The organism is Nocardioides sp. (genome assembly GCF_036274455.1).
Lineage (GTDB): Bacteria > Actinomycetota > Actinomycetes > Propionibacteriales > Nocardioidaceae > Nocardioides.
The window spans coordinates 1-19,085 of record NZ_DASUFR010000014.1; the positions used below are offsets into that span (position 1 = coordinate 1).

The following is a 19,085-nucleotide window of genomic DNA, read 5'->3' on the forward strand; positions in this document are numbered from 1 at the left end:
CAGCTCGGCAAGCGCGCCTACCTGCCGGCCGCGTCCGCGGCCAAGATGGTGGACGCCGTCTCGCTGCTGCACGGGCTCGAGGAGGGTGAGCGGCCGCTGCTCGGCCGCCGCGTCGCGGTCTACGGCGGCGGCGACACGGCCATCGACGCGGCGCGAACGGCGAAGCGGCTCGGCGCCTCCGATGCGGTGATCGTCTACCGGCGCACGCGCGAGCGGATGCCGGCGCACGACGACGAGGTGCAGCAGGCCGAGGAGGAGGGCGTCGAGTTCCACTGGCTCTCGACCATCGACCGGGTCGAGCCCGACGGGCTGGTGGTCGAGGAGATGGAGCTCGACGACACCGGCTTCCCGCAGCCGACCGGCCGTCTCGAGCGGCTCGCGTCCGACTCGCTCGTGCTGGCCCTGGGGCAGGACACCGACCTCTCGCTCCTCGGCGACGAGAGCGGTGTGGCCGTCACCGACGGCACGATCGACACCGACCCCACCCTGGCCACGTCCCTCCCCGGCGTCTTCGCCGGCGGCGACGTCATCAACGGCGACCGGTCGGTCACCGCGGCCATCGGCCACGGGCGGCGGATCGCCGAGGGCGTCGACGCGTGGCTGGCCGGTCGCGAGGCCGCGGTTGCGCCCGAGCCCGTGCTCGCGCCGTACGAGGCCCTGACGACGTGGTACTACGAGGACGCGCCGCGCAGCCACCGGCCGCGTCTCGAGCTCGCTCGGCGCAGCTCGACCTTCGACGAGGTGGTGCACGGCCTGGACGCCGGCACCGCGCTCTTCGAAGCACGCCGCTGCCTGTCCTGCGGCAGCTGCTTCTCCTGCGACAACTGCTACGCGCTGTGCCCCGACGACGCCGTGATCAAGCTGGGCCCGCCGGGTCAGTACGAGATCGACCTCGACTACTGCAAGGGCTGCGGGATCTGTGTCGAGGAGTGCCCGGCCGGCGCCATCACGATGGTCCCGGAGGAGATCTGAGGGTCCCGGGGCACGGGGACGTTCGCCCCTGCCACGGCCCGTTTGCTCGGAGGAGGGTGAAGCTATGGAGCGACTCTTCGTGCGTGACTTCTCAGAGATCGGCGCCAGCGACGTCCCCCTGGTCGGTGGCAAGAACGCCTCGCTGGGGGAGATGTACCAGCAGCTGAACGGGGCCGGCGTGCGCGTCCCACGGGGGTTCGCGATCACCGCCGACGCCTTCTGGCACGCCCTCGAGCAGGCCGATGCGATGGACGCGCTGCATGCGGCGCTCGACGGTCTCGACCCCGCCGACGTGAGGGACCTGGCCGCCCGCGCCGCCCGGGCCCGCGAGATCGTCTACGACGCCGGCCTGCCCGCGGACCTGAAGGCAGAGATCCTCACCGCCTATCGCGGTCTCGGACCGGACTCTCCCTCGGTCGCCGTCCGGAGCTCGGCGACCGCCGAGGACCTGCCCGACGCGAGCTTCGCCGGGCAGCACGAGTCCTACCTCGGCGTGGTCGGCGAGGTCGACCTGCTGGACGCCGTACGCCGCTGCTTCGCCAGCCTCTTCACCGATCGCGCGATCCACTACCGCGTGGACAACGGCTTCGACCACTTCAAGGTGGCGTTGTCGGTCGGCGTCATGGCCATGGTGCGCAGCGACCTCGCCTCCTCCGGCGTGATGTTCACCCTCGACACCGAGTCGGGGTTCCGCGACGTCGTCTTCGTGACGTCGTCCTACGGGCTCGGGGAGAACATCGTCCAGGGAGCCGTGGATCCCGACGAGTTCTACGTGCACAAGCCGACCTACCGGGCCGGGCACCGCTCGGTGCTCCGGCGCCGCCTCGGGACCAAGAAGAAGACGATGGTGCTGGGCCACCTCGGCCCCGCCAACGTCCAGACCGCCGAGGACGACCGGCACCGCTTCTCGCTCTCCGACGAGGACGTGCTCGAGCTCACCGGCCAGGCGCTCCTCATCGAGGACCACTACCGGCGTCCGATGGACATCGAGTGGGCCAAGGACGGTGTCGACGGACAGCTCTACATCGTCCAGGCCCGGCCAGAGACGGTGGCGTCCCAGCGCTCGGCCACGACCCTGGAGCGGTACGTCGTCGGGAGCCACGGCCGGGTCCTCAGCGTGGGCCGCGCCGTGGGCGAGCGGGTGGCATCGGGGGCCGTCCGGGTCGTGCACGGGCCGGACGAGCTCGCGGCGTTCCGGCCGGGCGAGGTGCTGGTGGCAGACACGACGACGCCGGACTGGGAGCCGGTCATGAAGACCGCGGCCGCGGTCGTCACCGACCGCGGCGGCCGGGCCTGCCACGCCGCGATCGTCGCGCGCGAGCTCGGCATCCCCGCCGTCGTCGGCACCGGAGACGCGAGCACGGAGCTGAGGACCGGTGCGACGGTCACGGTGTCCTGCGCTGAGGGCGACCTCGGCCACGTGTACGCCGGTGAGGCGGAGGTGAGCGTCGAGACCACCGACCTTTCGGACCTGCGGCGGCCACGGACCAAGATCATGGTCAACCTCGGCAACCCCGACCTCGCCTTCCACACCGCGCTGCTGCCCAACGACGGCGTGGGGCTGGCGCGGATGGAGTTCATCATCAGCGAGTCGATCAAGGCACACCCGATGGCGCTGGTCCACCCTGAGCGGGTCACGGACCGTGACACCAGGGAGGCGCTGGCCCAGCTGGTCGAGGGCTACCCGGACGGTGCGACCTTCTTCGTCGAGCGGCTCGCCGAGGGTGTCGCCACCATCGCCGCGGCGTTCCACCCGAACCCGGTCGTGGTGCGCATGTCGGACTTCAAGACCAACGAGTACGCCAGCCTCCTCGGCGGCAGCGACTTCGAGCCGCGCGAGGAGAACCCGATGCTGGGCTTCCGCGGCGCCTCGCGCTACGCGCACCCCGCGTACACCGAGGGCTTCGCTCTCGAGTGCCGGGCGATGCGCAAGGTCCGCGAGGAGATGGGCTTCGAGAACGTCGTCGTGATGCTGCCGTTCGTCCGCCGGCTCGGTGAGGCCGACCTCGTGCTCACGCGGATGGCCGAGCTGGGACTGCGCCGCGGTGAGCGCGGGCTGCAGATCTACGCGATGTGCGAGATCCCCAACAACGTCGTGCTCATCGACGAGTTCGCGAAGCGGTTCGACGGCTTCTCGATCGGCTCCAACGATCTCACCCAGCTGACCCTGGGTGTGGACCGCGACAGCGCCACCGTGGCCTTCGACTACGACGAGCGCGACCCCGGTGTGAAGCAGATGATCCGCTGGGCGGTCGAGGGCTGCCGGCGCAACGGGATCCACTCGGGGCTGTGCGGCCAGGCGCCGTCGGACTATCCGGAGATGGCCGAGTTCCTCGTCGAGGTCGGCATCGACTCGATGAGCCTGAACCCCGACAGCGTGCTGTCGACCACCCGCCTGGTGCTGGAGCTGGAGGATCGGACGGCCCGCCGTGACGACGCCGCGGCCCGCTGAGCGGACCTCGACAGCGGCCGTCGGGTCCGAGCCCGCACCGGTGCCGGCGGCGGATGACCGTTGGCGCGACCCGGTGCTCCGGGGGGCGATGGTCGCGGGGCTGGTCTCCGGCCTCGCAGCCACCGAGCCCGGGCTGCGGCTGCGCTGTGCCATCGCGCTGGAGAGGATGACCCGGTCGCACGCGGAGCTCCTGCACCCGCACACGTCCGACGTGCTGGCCGCCGTCCTCGACGACCGTCACCCCGACGTGCAGTGGGAGCTGGCGCGCCTGCTGCCCAGGCTCGACCTCGATCCCTCGGAACGCCGGCGAGTGCTCGTCCTCCTGGAGCGGCTGCTGGACCGGTCGCCGGTCGCCGTGGTGAGGGCGAGCGCGTTGGAGGCGGTCGTCGAGCTCGCCCGGGACCACCCGGAGCACGAGGCCCTCGCCAGCCGCTGCCTCGACCGGGCGTCGCACAGCTCGTCGGCGAGCGTGCAGGCACGCTCCCGACGGCTCGGTCACTCCTGATTCGGGGTCAGCCCGCGCTCGGCGGCGCCCTCCGGCGGACCACCCCGAACAGCCCTACCGCCGGTCGAGCCTGTCGAGACCCCCGCAGCGAAGGGCACCGAGGCGAGATCCCAGCGCCGGCTGCGGACATCTCGACAGGCTCGATGAGCGGTGGGCGGGTCGGGACTGGACACGCCGCTGGTCGAGCCTGTCGAGACCCCCGAAGCGACGGCATCTGGGCGGCGGTGGATTGGCAAGCTGGATCCACCTGTGTCGGCCGTGTCCGGGTTGCTGGCTGACCGCTGGCTGGGGTCGACCCGGGGCGAGTCCCGGCCCGGGATGCGGACATCTCGACAAGCGCGATGAGCGGTGGTCCGGTCCCAGCGCCGGCTACGGCGAAGGCACCCGGAGCATCCTGCGGTTCAGGCCCACGACGAAGTCGAAGAGGCCGCTCGGGTAGCGGCCGGTGAACAGGATGGCGAAGAACGCACGACGCTCGTCACGAAGAGTGCCAACCACAAGAAGGCGAGCACGATCACGTGCGGGATGACCAGCAGCCACTGACCAGCCGCAGTCAGCGGCAGCCAGCGGATGAGGGGACGGTCCGGCTCGTGATCGACTCCGCCCGATGACGGGTCAGCTGCTGCGGACGACCACCCGGGCACCGTTCGGCACCACGATGACCTCGCCCTCGTCGAGCCCTTCGGCGAGGACGGGGAGGAGGTCGCGGATCGAGACGAGACCAGCGATCAGGTGGTCGTCGAGGATCGGCAGGTGTCGCACGTCGGCCTCGCTCATCAGCCGGGCCGCCCCGACGATGGGCGTCTCGGACGGGGTGGTGACCAGGTCGCCGGCCATCACGTCGCCCACCGCGAGGTGGCTGAGGTTCGCACCGGCCGCCACGTGGACCACGACGTCACGTTCGGACACGATGCCGGCCAGGCGGCCGTCGCGCAGCACGAGCAGCACGCCGATGTTGTCGGCGGCTAGGGCCTCGGCCGCCTCCTCCAGCGTTGCGTCGATGTCGATCGTCGCCACCGGCCAGCTCATCACGCGGGACACGGGGTCGTAGGGGTGGACGGACATCGGTACCTCCTGGGCGGTGTGCGTTCTACCGCCAGCCTCCGGCGCGAGGAGCAGTGGCAGCAGGGTCGCAGGACCCCGAGCAGGACGGACCTTCGACTCTGCGATGCGCGGAAATCCGCGAGCAGGCTCGGACAGGTAACAGCCATCACTGAGGAGGAATCATGAAAGCCGCCGTCGTCACCGACTTCACCCAGCCCCTGGAGCTCCAGGACCGACCGATCCCCGAGCCCGGGCTCGGACAGGTCCTGGTCCGGATGGAGACCTGCGGGCTCTGTCACACCGACATCCACGCCGCTCACGGCGACTGGCCGGTGAAGCCGACCCCGCCGTTCGTCCCCGGGCACGAGGGCGTCGGGGTGGTCGACCGGGTGGGGGAGGGCGTCACCGTCCGCGACGTCGGTGACCGCGTCGCGATCCCGTGGCTGGGCCACGCGTGCGGCCGCTGCGACCACTGCGTCAGCGGCTGGGAGACGCTCTGTGAGCAGCAGCAGAACAGCGGCTACTCGGTGGACGGTGCCTTCGCGGAGTACGCCGTCGCGGACGCGGACTTCGTCGTCACCGTCCCGGACGCCGTCTCGCCGCGAGACGCGGCCCCGCTGACCTGCGCCGGTGTCACGACCTACAAGGCGATCAAGGTGGCCGGCGTCCGGCCCGCCGAGAAGGTCGCGATCTTCGGCGTCGGTGGCCTGGGCCACCTGGCGGTGCAGTACGCGCGCATCGTCGGCGGCATCGTCGTGGCCGTCGACGTCGACGACACCAAGCTCGAGCTGGCGCGGTCGCTCGGTGCGGACCACACGGTCAACGCCGCGACCACCGACCCGGTCGCGGCCATCGAGGCGCTCGGCGGCATCGACGTCGCCGTGGTCACCGCCGTCATCCCGGCGGTCTTCGAGCAGGCCTTCGCCGCGCTCCGCCGCGGTGGCCGGCTCGTGTGTGTCGGGCTTCCGCCCGAGACCGACGGCCCGATGAGCCTGCCGATCTTCCCCACCGTCCTGAAGGGCATCTCGGTGATCGGCTCGATCGTGGGGACCCGGCAGGACCTGACCGAGGTCTTCGAGCTGCACGCGGCGGGCCGCACCACGGTGGTCGCCGAGCCTCGCAAGCTCGACCAGGTCAACGAGTCGATCGCAGACGTCCTCGCGGGACGCACCCCGGCCCGGCTGGTCTTCGAGTTCTGAGCGACCCATGCGGACCGACCCTGCAGCCGCGATCCCGGGCGGCGTCGACCTGTACTGGTTGCCGCTCGGGGCCGGCGGCCGGGTCGTACCCCGGTGCGGGCGCGCCTACGAACGCCTCTCGGCGCACCGCGAGCACCGCAGGGCGCAGCCGCTGTTCCACTCGGCGCTGGAGGTGGCCTGTGACGGCACCCGGTACGCCGTCGAGATGGCGCCCGCCTGGGGGGTCGCCGACCCGGACCGCGGCGTGGTCCGCGAGGGTCCGGTGGGGCTGCGCCCCCTCGGTGCGCTCCGGATCTTCCGGTACGAGGTGCGCTGCTGGCCAGGTGGCCGCATCCCCGACCGCGACTGGGCCGTGGGTGGTCCGCGACGCCTCGGCGGAGCCGAGGTCGCGCGCCGGGTGCTCGAGCTCGTCCCCGGGGTCCCGCCCCTGACGTGGGGACGCGACGAGGTCTCGGCGGGGGAGATGTGGAACTCCAACAGCCTCGTGTCGTGGCTGCTTGCCTCGAGCGCCGTGGACCTGACCGGCGTGGCGCCGCCCCTCGGTGGCCGCGCTCCCGGCTGGTCGGCCGGACTCGCCCTCGCGGCGGCACCCGCACCGGCCGGAAGGGGATGAGCAAGGTGGGCGACCTGGTGACCGCGACCCCCCTCGAGGGCCGAGCACGCCGTCGCGCGTGGTGGACCTCGCTGGCCGTCGTCGAGCTGGCCGTGGCGGTGGCCGCGATCCTCCTCGACCTGGCGATCCCGTCGCTCCTGATCCTCCTGCTGGCCGGTGTCTCACTGGCGGTGCGGCGCGAGGGCCCGTCGTCGCTGGGGCTGCGCCGCCCGACCCGCCATCACCTCGTCGCGGGCACCGCGGCGTTCGCGGCGGTCTGGTCGTTGTTCCAGGTGGCGGTGACCATGCCGGTCGCGAACCACTTGTCGGGTGAGCGGCAGGACCTGGGAGTCTTCGCCGACGTCGAGGGAGACGTGGGGCTCCTGCTCCTGCTGGTCGCGCTCAGCTGGACCCTCGGTGCCTTCGTGGAGGAGGTCGCGTTCCGGGGGTTCCTGCTCACCCGGCTGCGCGAGGTCCTCGGGGAGGGCCGGGTCGCCGTCGTGGTCGGCGTGCTCGTGTCGTCGGTGCTCTTCGGCGTCCTGCACAGCGAGCAGGGGGTGGTCGGTGTCGTGGTGGTGGCGCTGGACGGCGTCGCCTTCTGCTGCCTGCGCCTCTTCTACGCGACGCTCTGGGCGTCGGTGCTCGCGCACGGCTTCAACAACACCCTCGGTCTCGTGACGTTCTTCCTCGTCGGCCCGGTCTACGGGTTCTGGTGACACCGTGACCGGTCGCGGGGAAGCCCTTCGTCCCCGCGCACGGGGACGTCCGGCCCTGCCCCACCGCCGAGCGGCGGACGAACGTGGTGCCATGGCAGTTTCCGAACGCCCGTCGGCGCTGACCACGACCACGCCCCGGCTCGACGGCACGCCGTCCGGCCCGCGGCTGGCAGCCCGCGCCGTCCACGTCCACAAGATCTACGGCGTGGGCGACACCTCGGTCACCGCCCTCGGCGACGTCAGCCTCGACTTCGTCGCCGGCGGCTTCACCGCGATCATGGGCCCATCCGGCTCCGGGAAGTCGACGCTGCTGCACTGCCTGGCCGGGTTGGACACGCTCACCAGCGGCCAGGTGCTGATCGGCGACACCGACCTGGCCTCGCTGACCGACCGGCAGCGCACGATCCTGCGGCGCGACCGGCTCGGCTTCGTGTTCCAGTCGTTCAACCTGCTGCCGACGCTCACCGCGGAGGAGAACATCACGCTCCCGGCCGACCTGGCCGGCCGTGACCCGGACTCCGAGTGGCTGGCCACCGTGGTGGCGAAGCTCCACCTCGAGGACCGGCTCCGGCACCGGCCGGCCGAGCTGTCCGGGGGTCAGCAGCAGCGCGTCGCCGTCGCCCGGGCGCTCATCTCGCGCCCCGAGGTGGTCTTTGCCGACGAGCCCACGGGCGCCCTCGACTCGAAGGCCGGCTCGGAGCTCCTCCACTTCCTGCGCTCGGTGGTCGACGACCTCGGTCAGACGGTTGTGATGGTCACCCACGACCCCGGTGCGGCGGCGTACGCCGACCGCGTGGTCTTCCTGGTCGACGGTGCCATCGTCGAGGAGCTGGTCGCACCCACCCGCGAGACCGTCCTCGACGTGATGGGCCGCTTGGGAGACGAGTGAGATGCTCCGCGTCTCCCTGCGCAACCTCCTGGTCAACAAGCTCCGCCTGTTGTTGACCGTGGTGGCGGTGATGGTCGGGGTCTCGTTCGTCTCAGGCACGTTCGTGCTCTCCGACACCCTGGTCAAGGCCTTCGACGAGCTCTACACCGGGCTGACCTCCGGCACCGATGTCGTGGTGCGGGCGCAGAACTCCTACGAGGCCGACCTCAACACCACCGGCGGGCAGCGACGGCCGCTCGACGAGCGCATCGTCCAGACCGTGCGCGCGGTGCCGGGAGTCGAGGTCGCCGACGGCTCGATCTACGGGTTCGCGGTCATCATCGACAAGCACGGCGACGCCGTCGAGACCGGCGGGGCGCCGACCATAGGCACCAGCATCAGCCGCGACAGGCGGCTGTCGGGCGCAGGGACGATCCGGGAGGGACACCTCCCCTCGGGTCCCGACGAGATGGTCATCGACGCGCGTACCGTCAAGAAGGCGGAGCTCCGCCTCGGCGACCGGGTGGACGTCGTGCTCCCGGAGGGACGCCAGACCTTCACCCTGGTGGGGATCGTCGGATTCGGTGAGACCGACAGCATCCTGGGCGCCACCCTGGCCGGGTGGGACCTGCCCACCGCGCAGGACGTGCTCGGCAAGAATGGGGAGGTCGACGAGGTCGACGTCCGGGCCGCCCCGGGCGTGAGCGCCGAGGAGCTCCGGTCCCGCATCGCGGCCGTGCTGCCCGAGGGGACCGAGGCCGTCACCAGCGCGGAGGTGACCGCGGACAACACCGAGGCCGTCGCGGATGCGCTGGGCGTCTTCAAGACGGTGCTGCTGGTCTTCGCCGGTGTCGCGCTTCTCGTGGGCTCCTTCGTCATCTGGAACACCTTCAACGTGCTCGTCGCCCAGCGACGCCGCGAGGTCGCCCTGCTCCGCGCCGTCGGCGCCACCCGTCGTCAGGTCCTCAGCGGCGTGGTCATCGAGGCCGCGACGATCGGCCTGGTCAGCGGCGTCCTGGGGCTGCTCGCCGGGGTCGGCCTGGCCATCGGCATTCGCACCATGCTGAGCCTGGTCGGCATCGACGTCCCGTCCACGTCTCCCGCGATCGAGAGGCGCACGATCCTCGTCGGCCTCGCGGTCGGCCTCGGCGTGACCACGCTCGCCGCGCTGCTGCCGGCGTGGGTCGCCACCCGGGTGGCACCGATGGAGGCGCTGCGCGACGCCGTACCGGTCGCCCGTGCCTCCGGACGCGTGCGGCACACCCTGGGCTGGCTGGTCACCGCGGTCGGCGCCGCTGTGCTGCTGGCCAGCGCCGTGATCGGGGACCGGCGCTGGTGGGCCGTGGTCGGGAGCGTGGTCGCGCTCGCCGGTCTGGTCTTCGTCGGCCCGATGCTGGCGCGTGCGATGGCCCGGATCGCCGACCGCGGCCGCCGCGGCGGGGGCTGGCGGATGGCCGCGCGAAACGTCGCTCGCAGCTCCCGGCGGGCCGCCGCGACGGCCATGGCCCTCACCATCGGGCTGGCCGTGGTGGTCGCCGTCGCGGTCACCGCCGCCTCCCTCAAGGACTCGGTCACCGACGCCGTGAACGGCGGCAACCGGTCCGACCTCATCCTGGCGCCGGCCGGCGCCGGCATGGGGATCAGCCCGTCGGTCGCTGACCTGATGCGCAGCCGCGACGACGTCCGGGACGTCGTGGCGATGCGCGAGTGGGGTGCGCAGGTGGGCGGCGACGGGACCCTCGTGACCGGCATGGACGCCACCGGCCTCGACCAGGTCATCGACCTCGGGGTCGAGAGCGGAAGCCTCGCCGGCCTGGCGCCCGGTCGCATCCTGGTCGGCACGCAGGCGGCCGAGGACCTCGGGGTCGGCATCGGTGACGACCTGGTCGTCACCTTCCCCGAGACCGGCCCCAAGACCTTCGAGGTCGCCGGCACCTTCAGCAAGGGCAGCCTGATCAACGCCACCTACGTGATCACGATGCCGGACTTCGAGGCCAACGTGGCCTGGCAGCTCGACGCCGCGGTCCTGGTGACCATGGAACCCGGGACGGGCGAAGCAGCCGCCAAGGCCACCATCGAGAACGCGCTGTCCGACTACCCCAACGTCACCGTGAACACCCCCGCGGACATCGCGGCCAACGCGCGCGCCTCGGTGGACCAGCTGCTCGGGATCGTGACCGCGCTCCTGCTGCTCGCCGTCGTCGTGGCGGTCCTGGGCATCGTCAACACGCTGGCGCTCTCGGTCGTCGAGCGCACCCGCGAGCTCGGCCTGCTGCGTGCGGTCGGCTCGACGCGACGCCAGGTGCGCACCGTCGTACGCCGGGAGTCGGTGCTGATGTCGATGCTCGGCGCCGTCACCGGGCTGGCGCTGGGTGTCGCGACGGGGGTGGCCCTGGCCCGTGCGCTCGTCGACGAGGGGATCACCACGGTCACGGTCCCGGTCGGGACGCTCGTGATCTACGGGATCATCGCGGTCGCGGTGGGCGTGCTCGCCGCGCTCGGACCCGCCCGGCGGGCGAGCAAGGTCGACGTGCTCCGGGCCGTCACCACCGAGTGACCCCGTAGCGTGACCGCATGAGCGGCGGGGTGCTGGTCCTGAACGCCGGATCCTCCTCGCTCAAGTACCGCGTGCTGGACCTCGGCTCCGAGGAGACCCTCCTCCGCGGCACGGTCGAACGTGTGGACGAGAGCGGCTGGGACCAGGCGTTCGCCGAGGTGCACCGGGCGCTGGGTGACGACCTGGCCGGCGACCTGCGAGCTGTCGGTCACCGGGTGGTGCACGGCGGGGACCGCTACACCCGGGCGACCCTCGTCGACGACGACGTCGAGCGCGGCATCGAGGAGCTGGTCGCGCTGGCGCCGTTGCACAACCCGCCCGCCCTGGCCGGTCTCCGGGCGACCCGCGCCGCCCTGCCGGACCTGGCCCAGGTCGCGGTCTTCGACACCGCCTACTTCGCGGCGCTGCCGACCGCTGCAGCGACGTACGCACTGGATCGTGGCGCATCGACCCACGCGCGGGTCAGGAGGTACGGCGCCCACGGCATCAGCCACCAGTACGTCGCGGGGGAGGCGGCCCGCTTCCTCGGCCGTCCGGAGCCCGGGCTGGCCCTGGTCACGCTGCACCTCGGCAACGGCGCGTCCGCTGCCGCGGTCCGCGACGGGCAGCCGCTGGACACCTCGATGGGGTTGACGCCGCTGGAGGGGCTGGTGATGGGCACGCGTCCCGGCGACGTCGACGCCGGGGTCCTGCTGCACCTGCTGCGCCATGGCTACGACGTCGACGGGCTCGAGGAGCTGCTGCACCACCGGTCCGGGCTCCAGGGGCTCGCGGGGATGCACGACTTCCGTGATCTGCTGGCCGCGGTGGACCGTGGCGACGAGCACGCCCGGACGGCGTACGACGTCTACTGCCACCGGCTGCGCAAGTATGTCGGCGCCTACCTGGCCGTGCTCGGCGGCGCGGACGCGGTGGTGTTCACCGCCGGTGTGGGCGAGCACGTCCCCCGGGTGAGACGTGATGCCCTGGCGGGCCTCGAGGCACTCGGCATCGAGGTCGACCCGGACTTCAACCAGCAGGAGACCGACGGCATCCGGCGGATCAGCACCGGCACCAGCCGGACCGAGGTCCTCGTCGTACCGACCGACGAGGAGCTGGCGATCGCCCGGCAGGTCGCCCAGCTGCTGGCTGGAGGCTGACGGCTCAACCGACCGGAGTCTCGTCCTCCGCCGCCTCCGCAGCGTCCAGCCTGGCCAGCACGGCCCGGATGGCGTGCACGGTGTCGGCCTCGTCGTGGCTGAAGTCCATGAGGAACGCCGTCATGCCCTGGCGCGCGGTCTCGAGCTCATGGTCGGTGAGGTGGACGATGTTCATGGCTTCACGCTAGGCGCGGGCAGCCCCTCCGGTTCAGGGTCGAAGGTCCCGGCACCGCCTATCCCTGGTCCGCCGGGTCCGCAGCGTCCGCCGTCGTCGACGGCGAGGCCCCCCGCTCCGGCTCGGCGCCTGCCCACGTCCAGTCGCGGACCTCGGGGAGGTCCTCCCCGTGGTCGCGGGTCCAGGCCCGGGCGCGGCGGCGCAGGTCGCCCATCTCCTGGCGCAGCGCCGCCGCGCGCGAGCCGAGGGACGGCACCCGGTCGATGACGTCCATGACCAGGTGGAACCGGTCGAGGTCGTTCATCATCACCATGTCGAAGGGCGTGGTGGTCGTGCCCTCCTCCTTGTAGCCCCGCACGTGCAGGTTGTCGTGGTTGGTGCGCCGGTAGGTGAGGCGGTGGATCAGCCACGGGTAGCCGTGGTAGGCGAAGATCACCGGCTTGTCGGTGGTGAACACGGTGTCGAAGTCCCGCGCCGAGAGGCCGTGCGGGTGCTCCCGGTCGTCCTGCAGCCGCATCAGGTCGACGACGTTCACGAAGCGGACCTTCAGCTCCGGCAGCCGCTCACGCAGGATGCTCGTCGCGGCCAGCGCCTCGAGGGTCGGCACGTCGCCGGCGCAGGCGATCACCACGTCGGGGTCGCCCTCGTCGTTGGAGGCCCAGTCCCAGATGCCGAGGCCGCGGGCACAGTGCAGGTCGGCGGCCTCGGCGTCGAGCCAGTCGAACTGCGGCTGCTTGCCGGCCACGACCACGTTGACGTAGTGCTCGCTGTCGAGGCAGTGCTGCATGGTGGACAGCAGGGTGTTGGTGTCCGGCGGCAGGTAGACGCGGACCACCTCGGCCTTCTTGTTGACGACGTGGTCGATGAACCCGGGGTCCTGGTGGGAGAACCCGTTGTGGTCCTGCCGCCAGACGTGCGAGCTGAGCAGGTAGTTGAGGGAGGCGATGCGCGGCCGCCACTCGAGGTCGCGAGTGGTCTTGAGCCACTTCGCGTGCTGGTTGAGCATCGCGTCGACGATGTGGATGAATGCCTCGTAGCAGCTGAACAACCCATGCCGGCCGGTGAGCAGATAGCCCTCGAGCCACCCTTGGCAGGTGTGCTCGGAGAGGATCTCCATCACCCGGCCGCTCGGGGCGAGGTGCTCGTCGACGGGCAGGATCCGGCCCGCGAAGACCTTGTCGGTCACCTCGTAGACCGCGTCGAGGCGGTTGGAGGCGGTCTCGTCGGGGCCGAAGACGCGGAAGTTGTCGGGGTTGTCGCGGACCACGTCGACGAGGTAGCGCCCGAGCTCGCGGGTCGGCTCGTGCACCGAACCGCCCGGGGTCGATACGTCGACCGCGTGCGCGGTGAAGTCGGGAAGCCGGAGCGGGCGGCGCAGCAGGCCGCCGTTCGCGTGGGGGTTCGCGCTCATCCGGCGCGCGCCGACCGGTGCCAGCGCCCGGAGGTCCGGCACCAGGCGCCCGTGCTCGTCGAAGAGCTCCTCGGGCCGGTAGGACCGCATCCACTCCTCGAGCTGGGCCCGGTGTGCGTCGTCCTCGCGGGTCGCCGCCAGCGGCACCTGGTGCGCGCGCCAGGTCCCCTCGACCTGGACCCCGTCCACGACGGCGGGCCCGGTCCAGCCCTTGGGCGTGACGAGGAGGACCATCGGCCACGGGCGGCGCTCGAGGTCGCCGTCGTCGCGGGCGGCGCGCTGGATCTCGCGGATCGTGTCGTGCGCCTGGTCGAGCGCCGCGGCCAGCTGCCGATGCACGTCGGCGGGGTCGTCACCCTCGACGGTGAGCACCTCGTGGCCGTAGCCGCGCAGGAGGCTCACCAGCTCCTCCCGCGGGATCCGGGCCGGCACCGTCGGGTTGGCGATCTTGTAGCCGTTGAGGTGCAGGATCGGGAGCACGGCCCCGTCGTGGACCGGGTCGACGAACTTGTTGGCGTGCCACGACGCGGCCAGCGGACCGGTCTCGAACTCGCCGTCGCCGACCACCGCCGCGACCAGCAGGTCCGGGTTGTCCATCGCCGCGCCGTACGCGTGCGAGAGGACATAGCCGAGCTCGCCCCCCTCGTGGATGGAGCCGGGGGTCTCCGGGGCGACGTGGCTGGGGATGCCGCCCGGGAAGGAGAACTGCCGGAACAGCCGCCGCATCCCGTCCTCGTCGTCGCCGATGCGCGGGTAGATCTCGCTGTAGGTGCCCTCCAGCCACGCGTTGGCGACGGCGGCCGGTCCGCCGTGCCCCGGCCCGGCCAGGAAGATCGCGTCGACGTCCCGCTCGCGGATCAGCCGGTTGAGGTGGGTCCACAGCAGGTTGAGCCCCGGGGTGGTGCCCCAGTGGCCGAGCAGCCGGGGCTTGATGTCGTCGCGCTCCAGCGGCCGGCGCAGCAGGGGGTTGTCGAGCAGGTAGATCTGCCCCACCGAGACGTAGTTGGCGGCGCGCCACCACGCGTCGAGGAGGGCGAGGTCATCATCGAGCACGGGCAGCCACTCTCCGGCCCCGGCCGCGGGGTGCGACAGGGACCTTGTACGTCGGGGCATCGGGACCTTCGTCACCAGCACAGTGGCCGCGGTGCCTGCGGTCAAGCCCGGGCGTCCCGGCCGAGCCGTTACCAAGGACCCTGTGCAGCGGCTCCGCGAGGCGTTGGGCTGGTGTCGTGGAGACCCATGCGCGCCCGGACGCGAAGGGCTTGAGCACGGCGCGAGCCACCCGGCTGCTGGCCGAGCACGGACCCAACGAGCTGCCGCGCGACCGCGGGCCGAGCCTGCTGGGGCGGGTCCTCACCCAGCTGCGCGACCCGATGATCCTGCTGCTCTGCGGCGCGCTGGTCCTCGTGCTCGCCGTCAGTGACCACCCGGACGCCGTCATCATCGCCACGGTGATCGTCGTCAACACCGCGATCGGGGTGACCCAGGACGTGCGGGCCCAGCACGCCGTCGATGCACTCACCAGGATGGCGGCACCGCTCGCCCGAGCGTGGCGAGACGGCCGGCTGACCGAGCTGTCGGCGACCGAGCTCGTGCCTGGCGACCTGGTCCAGCTCGACGCCGGGGACGTGGTGCCGGCCGACGTGCGGCTGGTGGACACCGCGGGCGTCGAGGTCGACGAGTCTGCGATGACCGGCGAGTCGGTCCCCGTGGCCCGCGGCGCCGGCCAGGACCTCCTGTCTGGCACCGCCCTGACCCGTGGTCGCTGTGTCGGCACCGTCGTCCGCACCGGCCCGGCCAGTGCCCTCGGCCAGATCAGCGCGCTGGTCTCCGGGCGGCCGCGTCCGACGCCGCTGCAGCTCCGCCTCTCACGCCTCTCCCGTCAGCTGGTGCTGGTCACCGGTGCGGTCTGTCTCCTCGTCGGCGTCCTGGCCCTCGTGCAGGGCGAGTCCCTCACCGCGGCTGCGATCCTCGCGGTCTCGCTCGGCGTCGCGGCGGTGCCCGAGTCCCTGCCGGCGGTCGTGACGATCTCGCTGGCCCTGGGCGCCTACCGCATGGCCCGGCGGCATGCCGTGGTGCGTCACCTCCCGGCGGTGGAGACCCTGGGGTCGGTCACGGTCCTGGCCACGGACAAGACCGGCACCGTCACGTCCGGCATCCTCACCGCCCGCCGGCTCTGGACGCCCGACGGCGAGTGCGAGCTGTCCGGTACGGCGTACGGGATGGCCGGCGAGCTGACGGGCACCCCCGCCGCCCGGGCCGGGGCCGCCCGGCTCCTCCGCGACGCCGCTCTCTGCAACGACGCCAGCCTGGTGCCGATGGAGGACGAGTGGCGTCCTGTGGGCGATCCCTTCGACGTCGCACTGCTCGTGGCCGCCCGGCGGGGCGGGGTGACCCCGGAGTCCCTCCGCGGCTGGGCTCGCACGGACGAGACCTCCTTCGACAGCGCGCTCGGCTACGCACGCACGGTCCACGAGGATGCGGGGGGCCGCACGCTCGAGGTGGTCAAGGGCGCGCCCGAGAAGGTCCTGGACCTGCTGCCACCGGGGGAGCTCGTCGACGAGGCACGTGACCGGACGGCGGAGCTCGCGGCGGATGGCTTCCGGGTCCTGGCCGTCGTCGAGAACCGGACGTGGGTCGGTCTGGTCGCGGTGATCGACCCGCCGCACCCGGCCGCAGCCGACGTGCTCCGCCAGTGCCGGTCGGCCGGCATCCGTCCGGTGCTCGTCACCGGGGACCACGCGGCCACCGCCGAGGCGGTCGCGACCGAGCTGGGCATCCTGGACGAGGGCCACGTCGCCGACGGCGATGTCGTCGATCGTGGCGAGCACGTCGCACAGGTCGAGTCGATCGACGTCTATGCGCGGATCCGGCCGGAGCAGAAGGTCGCGATCGTCGACGCCTGGCAGTCCCGCGGCGCGGTCGTGGCGATGACCGGGGACGGGATCAACGACGCGCCGGCCCTCCGCCGGGCGGACATCGGGGTCGCCATGGGTGGGCGGGGGACCGAGGTGGCGCGTCAGGCAGCCGACCTGGTGCTGGTGGACGACGACCTCAGCACGCTCGTGGAGGCCGTCGCGGAGGGACGTCGCATCCACACCAACATCCGCACCTTCCTGCGCTACGGACTGGCCGGGGGTCTGGCCGAGGTCGCCGTCCTGCTCGCCGCGCCGCTGCTCGGTCTGCCGGTGCCACTGACGCCCGGGATGATCCTCTGGATCAACCTGATGACGCACGGCGTGCCCGGGGTGGCGTTCGGTGGCGAGCCGCTGGACCCGCTCGTGATGCGCCGGCCGTCGCCGGCCCCTGGCCGGAGCGTCCTCGACCGGGTGCTGGTCAAGCAGATCGTCTTCGCCGGGGCTCTGGTGACCGCGGTGTCCCTGGCGGCCGGGAGCTGGGCCGACCTGAGCGGTGGCGACGTCCGGACCGCCGTCTTCGTCACGCTCGGCCTGGCCCAGCTCTGGTTGGCCCTCGCGCTGCGTGCGCCGCGGTCCGGCGCCTGGGCGGCCTGGCGCGAGCGCGGGCTCGAGGCGGCCGTGGCGCTGGCGGCCACCCTCCAGCTGGCCGGTGTCGCGGTTCCGGGGCTCCGCGAGCTGCTCGGCACGGTCCCGCTCGGGGCCGACGGCCTGCTCGTCACGCTGGTCCTCTCCGCCCTGCCGGCACTGGTCGTGAGGCTGTCTCGCCGGTCGAAGGCCGCAGTGGGTGAGCTGACGGCTCCAGAGGGCCGCTGACCATGGGCCGGATCCCCGCCTGGCTCGCCCTGGCCGCGAGTGCGGTCCTGGTCTGCGGTGGCCTGGCCGCCCAGGCGCCTCTTCGCGCCGTACCGGACGGCGCAGGCGCCCTGGGACGCTGCGTGGCGACCGGGCCTCTGGACTCGGTCGAGGACCTCAACGACTTCGTGGGCTCGGCGGTCGGGGACCCGGCCTTCCTCGGCGGGGACGTCGGAGTCGACCTACGACTGGGCGAGGGCCGGAGCATCTGGCTGTTCGGTGACACCCTGCGCAGGTCCGCGGAGGGCCCCGACTTCGTCCGGAACTCGATGCTCCTCGTCGCGGACGGCTGCGCAGAGGTCGTCATGCCGCCGGCCGGCGGGGCGATGGTTCCCGACCGTGCCGACGGCGTCGGCTACTGGCCGATGTCCGCGTGGAGGCTGCAGCTGGGTGGTGGGACGGTCGTCCACGCGATGTACCAACGCGTCAGGTCGCTGTCCCACGACGAGGTGGGCGGGCTCGGCTTCGTCAACCTCGGTCCGGCGCTGACGACGTTCCGGATGGCCGGGTCGGGCGCCCCCCAGCTCCTGACCACGACCGACCTCGGCGCGGACGACCCGTCGCCGGAGTCGCCCACGTGGGGTGCGGCAGCTGCGCTCGACGGCGGGTGGCTCTACCTCTACGGCACGTCCACCCGTGACCTCGAGGGTGTCCACGGCTTCGCGCTTCGAGTGGCGCGGGTCCGCCCGGAGCGCGTCGGCGACCAGTCGTCCTGGCGCTACTGGGACGGACGCGGCTGGCGCTCGGACCCGTCGCTCGCCATGGCTCTGATCTCGGAGTACGGCGGCGTGTCCCAGACCCTCAGCGTCTGGCCGCAGGACGGACGGTGGTACGTCCTGAGCAAGCAGGACGAGTTCCTGGGCAGCGAGGTGGTCGTCTGGCCCGGTGACGCGCCCGTGGGTCCGTTCGGGCCGCCCCAGCCCGTGGCCGAGCTCCCGTGCGACCCGGCCACGGGGGAGCTCCGCTACATGCCGCTCGCCCACCCGCAGCTGCTGCCGGAACCCGGCACGGTCGTCGTCTCCTACAGCCGCAACTTCCTCGACGTCGGTCTGGTGTGCGCGGCTCCGGAGCGCTACCGGCCCTTCTTCATCCGGGTGGTGCTGCCGGACTGACTGCGTCGCCTTGATCAGGCGGTGTCCCGCTTCCAGTCGGAGACGATCTCCTGGAACGTCTGGTCGATCGCAGCCTGGTCGGGAGGCGACGACGGCGAGCGTCGGGAGGTCCATCGCGTGACGCTTCGCAGCTGCGGGGCCAGCCGGTCCAGGAGCGCCGGGGAGGTGACGCCGACCCCCAGCGCGACGAACCAGCCGGCGGCCGGGGCGAGGTTGGTGATCCCGAGCAGGGCGACCACCGACACCGAGCTGAGGAGGCCGATCCGCGAGGCGGCACGCAGCCGGAGCCCGGACTCCGACGCGGCGCCGTAGGTCACGGTGGCGATGAAGAGCCACAGGCCGACCACGATGAGCAGGACCGCGAGGGGGCCGACCAGCCGCCCGACCTCGACGAGCCCCACAGCCGCCACCACGCCCGCCACGACCGGCCAGACGGTGTCGGTCCATGCCCTGACCACGGCATCGGTACGACGATGGGCAGGCGTGCTGGTCATGTGGTCAAGGCTGCGACCCGGACCGGGCTCGGCACAGGGCCATCCGGCAGGTCGGATCGGGACCAAAGGTCCCTGCATC

The 19,085-nt window shown here is 72.4% G+C and carries 15 protein-coding genes; 11 read left to right on the forward strand and 4 right to left on the reverse strand.

Features of this window, described 5'->3' with window-relative positions; translation table 11 throughout:
- The 3 genes from VFV89_RS01150 to VFV89_RS01160 all read left to right on the forward strand — a co-directional run.
- Window positions 1-972: FAD-dependent oxidoreductase (locus VFV89_RS01150; RefSeq protein WP_329704053.1), on the forward strand; the 972-nt coding region annotated here is incomplete at its 5' end.
- A gap of 64 nt (window positions 973-1,036) precedes the next feature.
- Window positions 1,037-3,424, forward strand: coding sequence for a phosphoenolpyruvate synthase (gene ppsA / locus VFV89_RS01155; RefSeq protein WP_329704054.1), 2,388 nt, complete (start codon window positions 1,037-1,039; stop codon window positions 3,422-3,424).
- Window positions 3,425-3,497: 73 nt separating this feature from the next.
- Entirely contained in the window at window positions 3,498-3,929 is a 432-nt protein-coding gene (locus tag VFV89_RS01160) for a HEAT repeat domain-containing protein (protein WP_329704055.1), read from the forward strand.
- A 615-nt stretch (window positions 3,930-4,544) separates the two neighbouring features.
- Here the strand turns inward: VFV89_RS01160 and VFV89_RS01165 are convergent.
- Window positions 4,545-4,994, reverse strand: coding sequence for a CBS domain-containing protein (locus tag VFV89_RS01165; RefSeq protein ID WP_329704056.1), 450 nt, complete (start codon window positions 4,992-4,994; stop codon window positions 4,545-4,547).
- Window positions 4,995-5,155: 161 nt separating this feature from the next.
- Here VFV89_RS01165 and adhP point away from each other — a divergent pair, with 161 nt between their 5' ends.
- The 6 genes from adhP (at window position 5,156) to VFV89_RS01195 (ending at window position 12,044) form a co-directional block, all read left to right on the forward strand.
- The gene (adhP, locus tag VFV89_RS01170; RefSeq protein WP_329704057.1) at window positions 5,156-6,172 is read left to right on the forward strand and encodes an alcohol dehydrogenase AdhP; all 1,017 of its coding nucleotides are present in this window, start codon (window positions 5,156-5,158) and stop codon (window positions 6,170-6,172) included.
- Window positions 6,173-6,179: 7 nt separating this feature from the next.
- The gene (locus VFV89_RS01175; RefSeq protein WP_329704058.1) at window positions 6,180-6,785 is read left to right on the forward strand and encodes a hypothetical protein; all 606 of its coding nucleotides are present in this window, start codon (window positions 6,180-6,182) and stop codon (window positions 6,783-6,785) included.
- Window positions 6,786-6,802: 17 nt separating this feature from the next.
- A complete protein-coding gene (locus VFV89_RS01180) occupies window positions 6,803-7,480 on the forward strand; it encodes a CPBP family intramembrane glutamic endopeptidase (RefSeq protein ID WP_329704059.1) in 678 nt (225 codons plus the stop codon).
- A 91-nt stretch (window positions 7,481-7,571) separates the two neighbouring features.
- Entirely contained in the window at window positions 7,572-8,369 is a 798-nt protein-coding gene (locus tag VFV89_RS01185) for an ABC transporter ATP-binding protein (RefSeq protein ID WP_329704060.1), read from the forward strand.
- A 1-nt stretch (window position 8,370) separates the two neighbouring features.
- The gene (locus VFV89_RS01190) at window positions 8,371-10,905 is read left to right on the forward strand and encodes an ABC transporter permease (protein WP_329704061.1); all 2,535 of its coding nucleotides are present in this window, start codon (window positions 8,371-8,373) and stop codon (window positions 10,903-10,905) included.
- Window positions 10,906-10,922: 17 nt separating this feature from the next.
- The gene (locus tag VFV89_RS01195; RefSeq protein ID WP_329704062.1) at window positions 10,923-12,044 is read left to right on the forward strand and encodes an acetate kinase; all 1,122 of its coding nucleotides are present in this window, start codon (window positions 10,923-10,925) and stop codon (window positions 12,042-12,044) included.
- A 4-nt stretch (window positions 12,045-12,048) separates the two neighbouring features.
- Here the strand turns inward: VFV89_RS01195 and VFV89_RS01200 are convergent, their stop codons facing one another.
- Window positions 12,049-12,219: a hypothetical protein gene (locus VFV89_RS01200; protein ID WP_329704063.1), complete on the reverse strand. Its 171-nt coding sequence runs from the start codon at window positions 12,217-12,219 to the stop codon at window positions 12,049-12,051.
- A gap of 58 nt (window positions 12,220-12,277) precedes the next feature.
- Window positions 12,278-14,683, reverse strand: coding sequence for a phosphoketolase family protein (locus VFV89_RS01205; RefSeq protein ID WP_329704064.1), 2,406 nt, complete (start codon window positions 14,681-14,683; stop codon window positions 12,278-12,280).
- Window positions 14,684-14,892: 209 nt separating this feature from the next.
- On the opposite strand from VFV89_RS01205, the gene VFV89_RS01210 reads away from it, so the two are divergent.
- Window positions 14,893-17,361, forward strand: a complete 2,469-nt coding sequence (locus VFV89_RS01210) for a cation-transporting P-type ATPase (RefSeq protein WP_329704065.1) — start codon at window positions 14,893-14,895, stop codon at window positions 17,359-17,361.
- Window positions 17,362-17,363: 2 nt separating this feature from the next.
- Window positions 17,364-18,512 (forward strand): DUF4185 domain-containing protein, encoded by a 1,149-nt coding sequence (locus VFV89_RS01215; RefSeq protein WP_329704066.1) that lies wholly within the window; start codon window positions 17,364-17,366, stop codon window positions 18,510-18,512.
- A gap of 14 nt (window positions 18,513-18,526) precedes the next feature.
- Here the strand turns inward: VFV89_RS01215 and VFV89_RS01220 are convergent, their stop codons facing one another.
- Window positions 18,527-19,006: a hypothetical protein gene (locus VFV89_RS01220; protein ID WP_329704067.1), complete on the reverse strand. Its 480-nt coding sequence runs from the start codon at window positions 19,004-19,006 to the stop codon at window positions 18,527-18,529.
- Window positions 19,007-19,085: the final 79 nt, after the last annotated feature.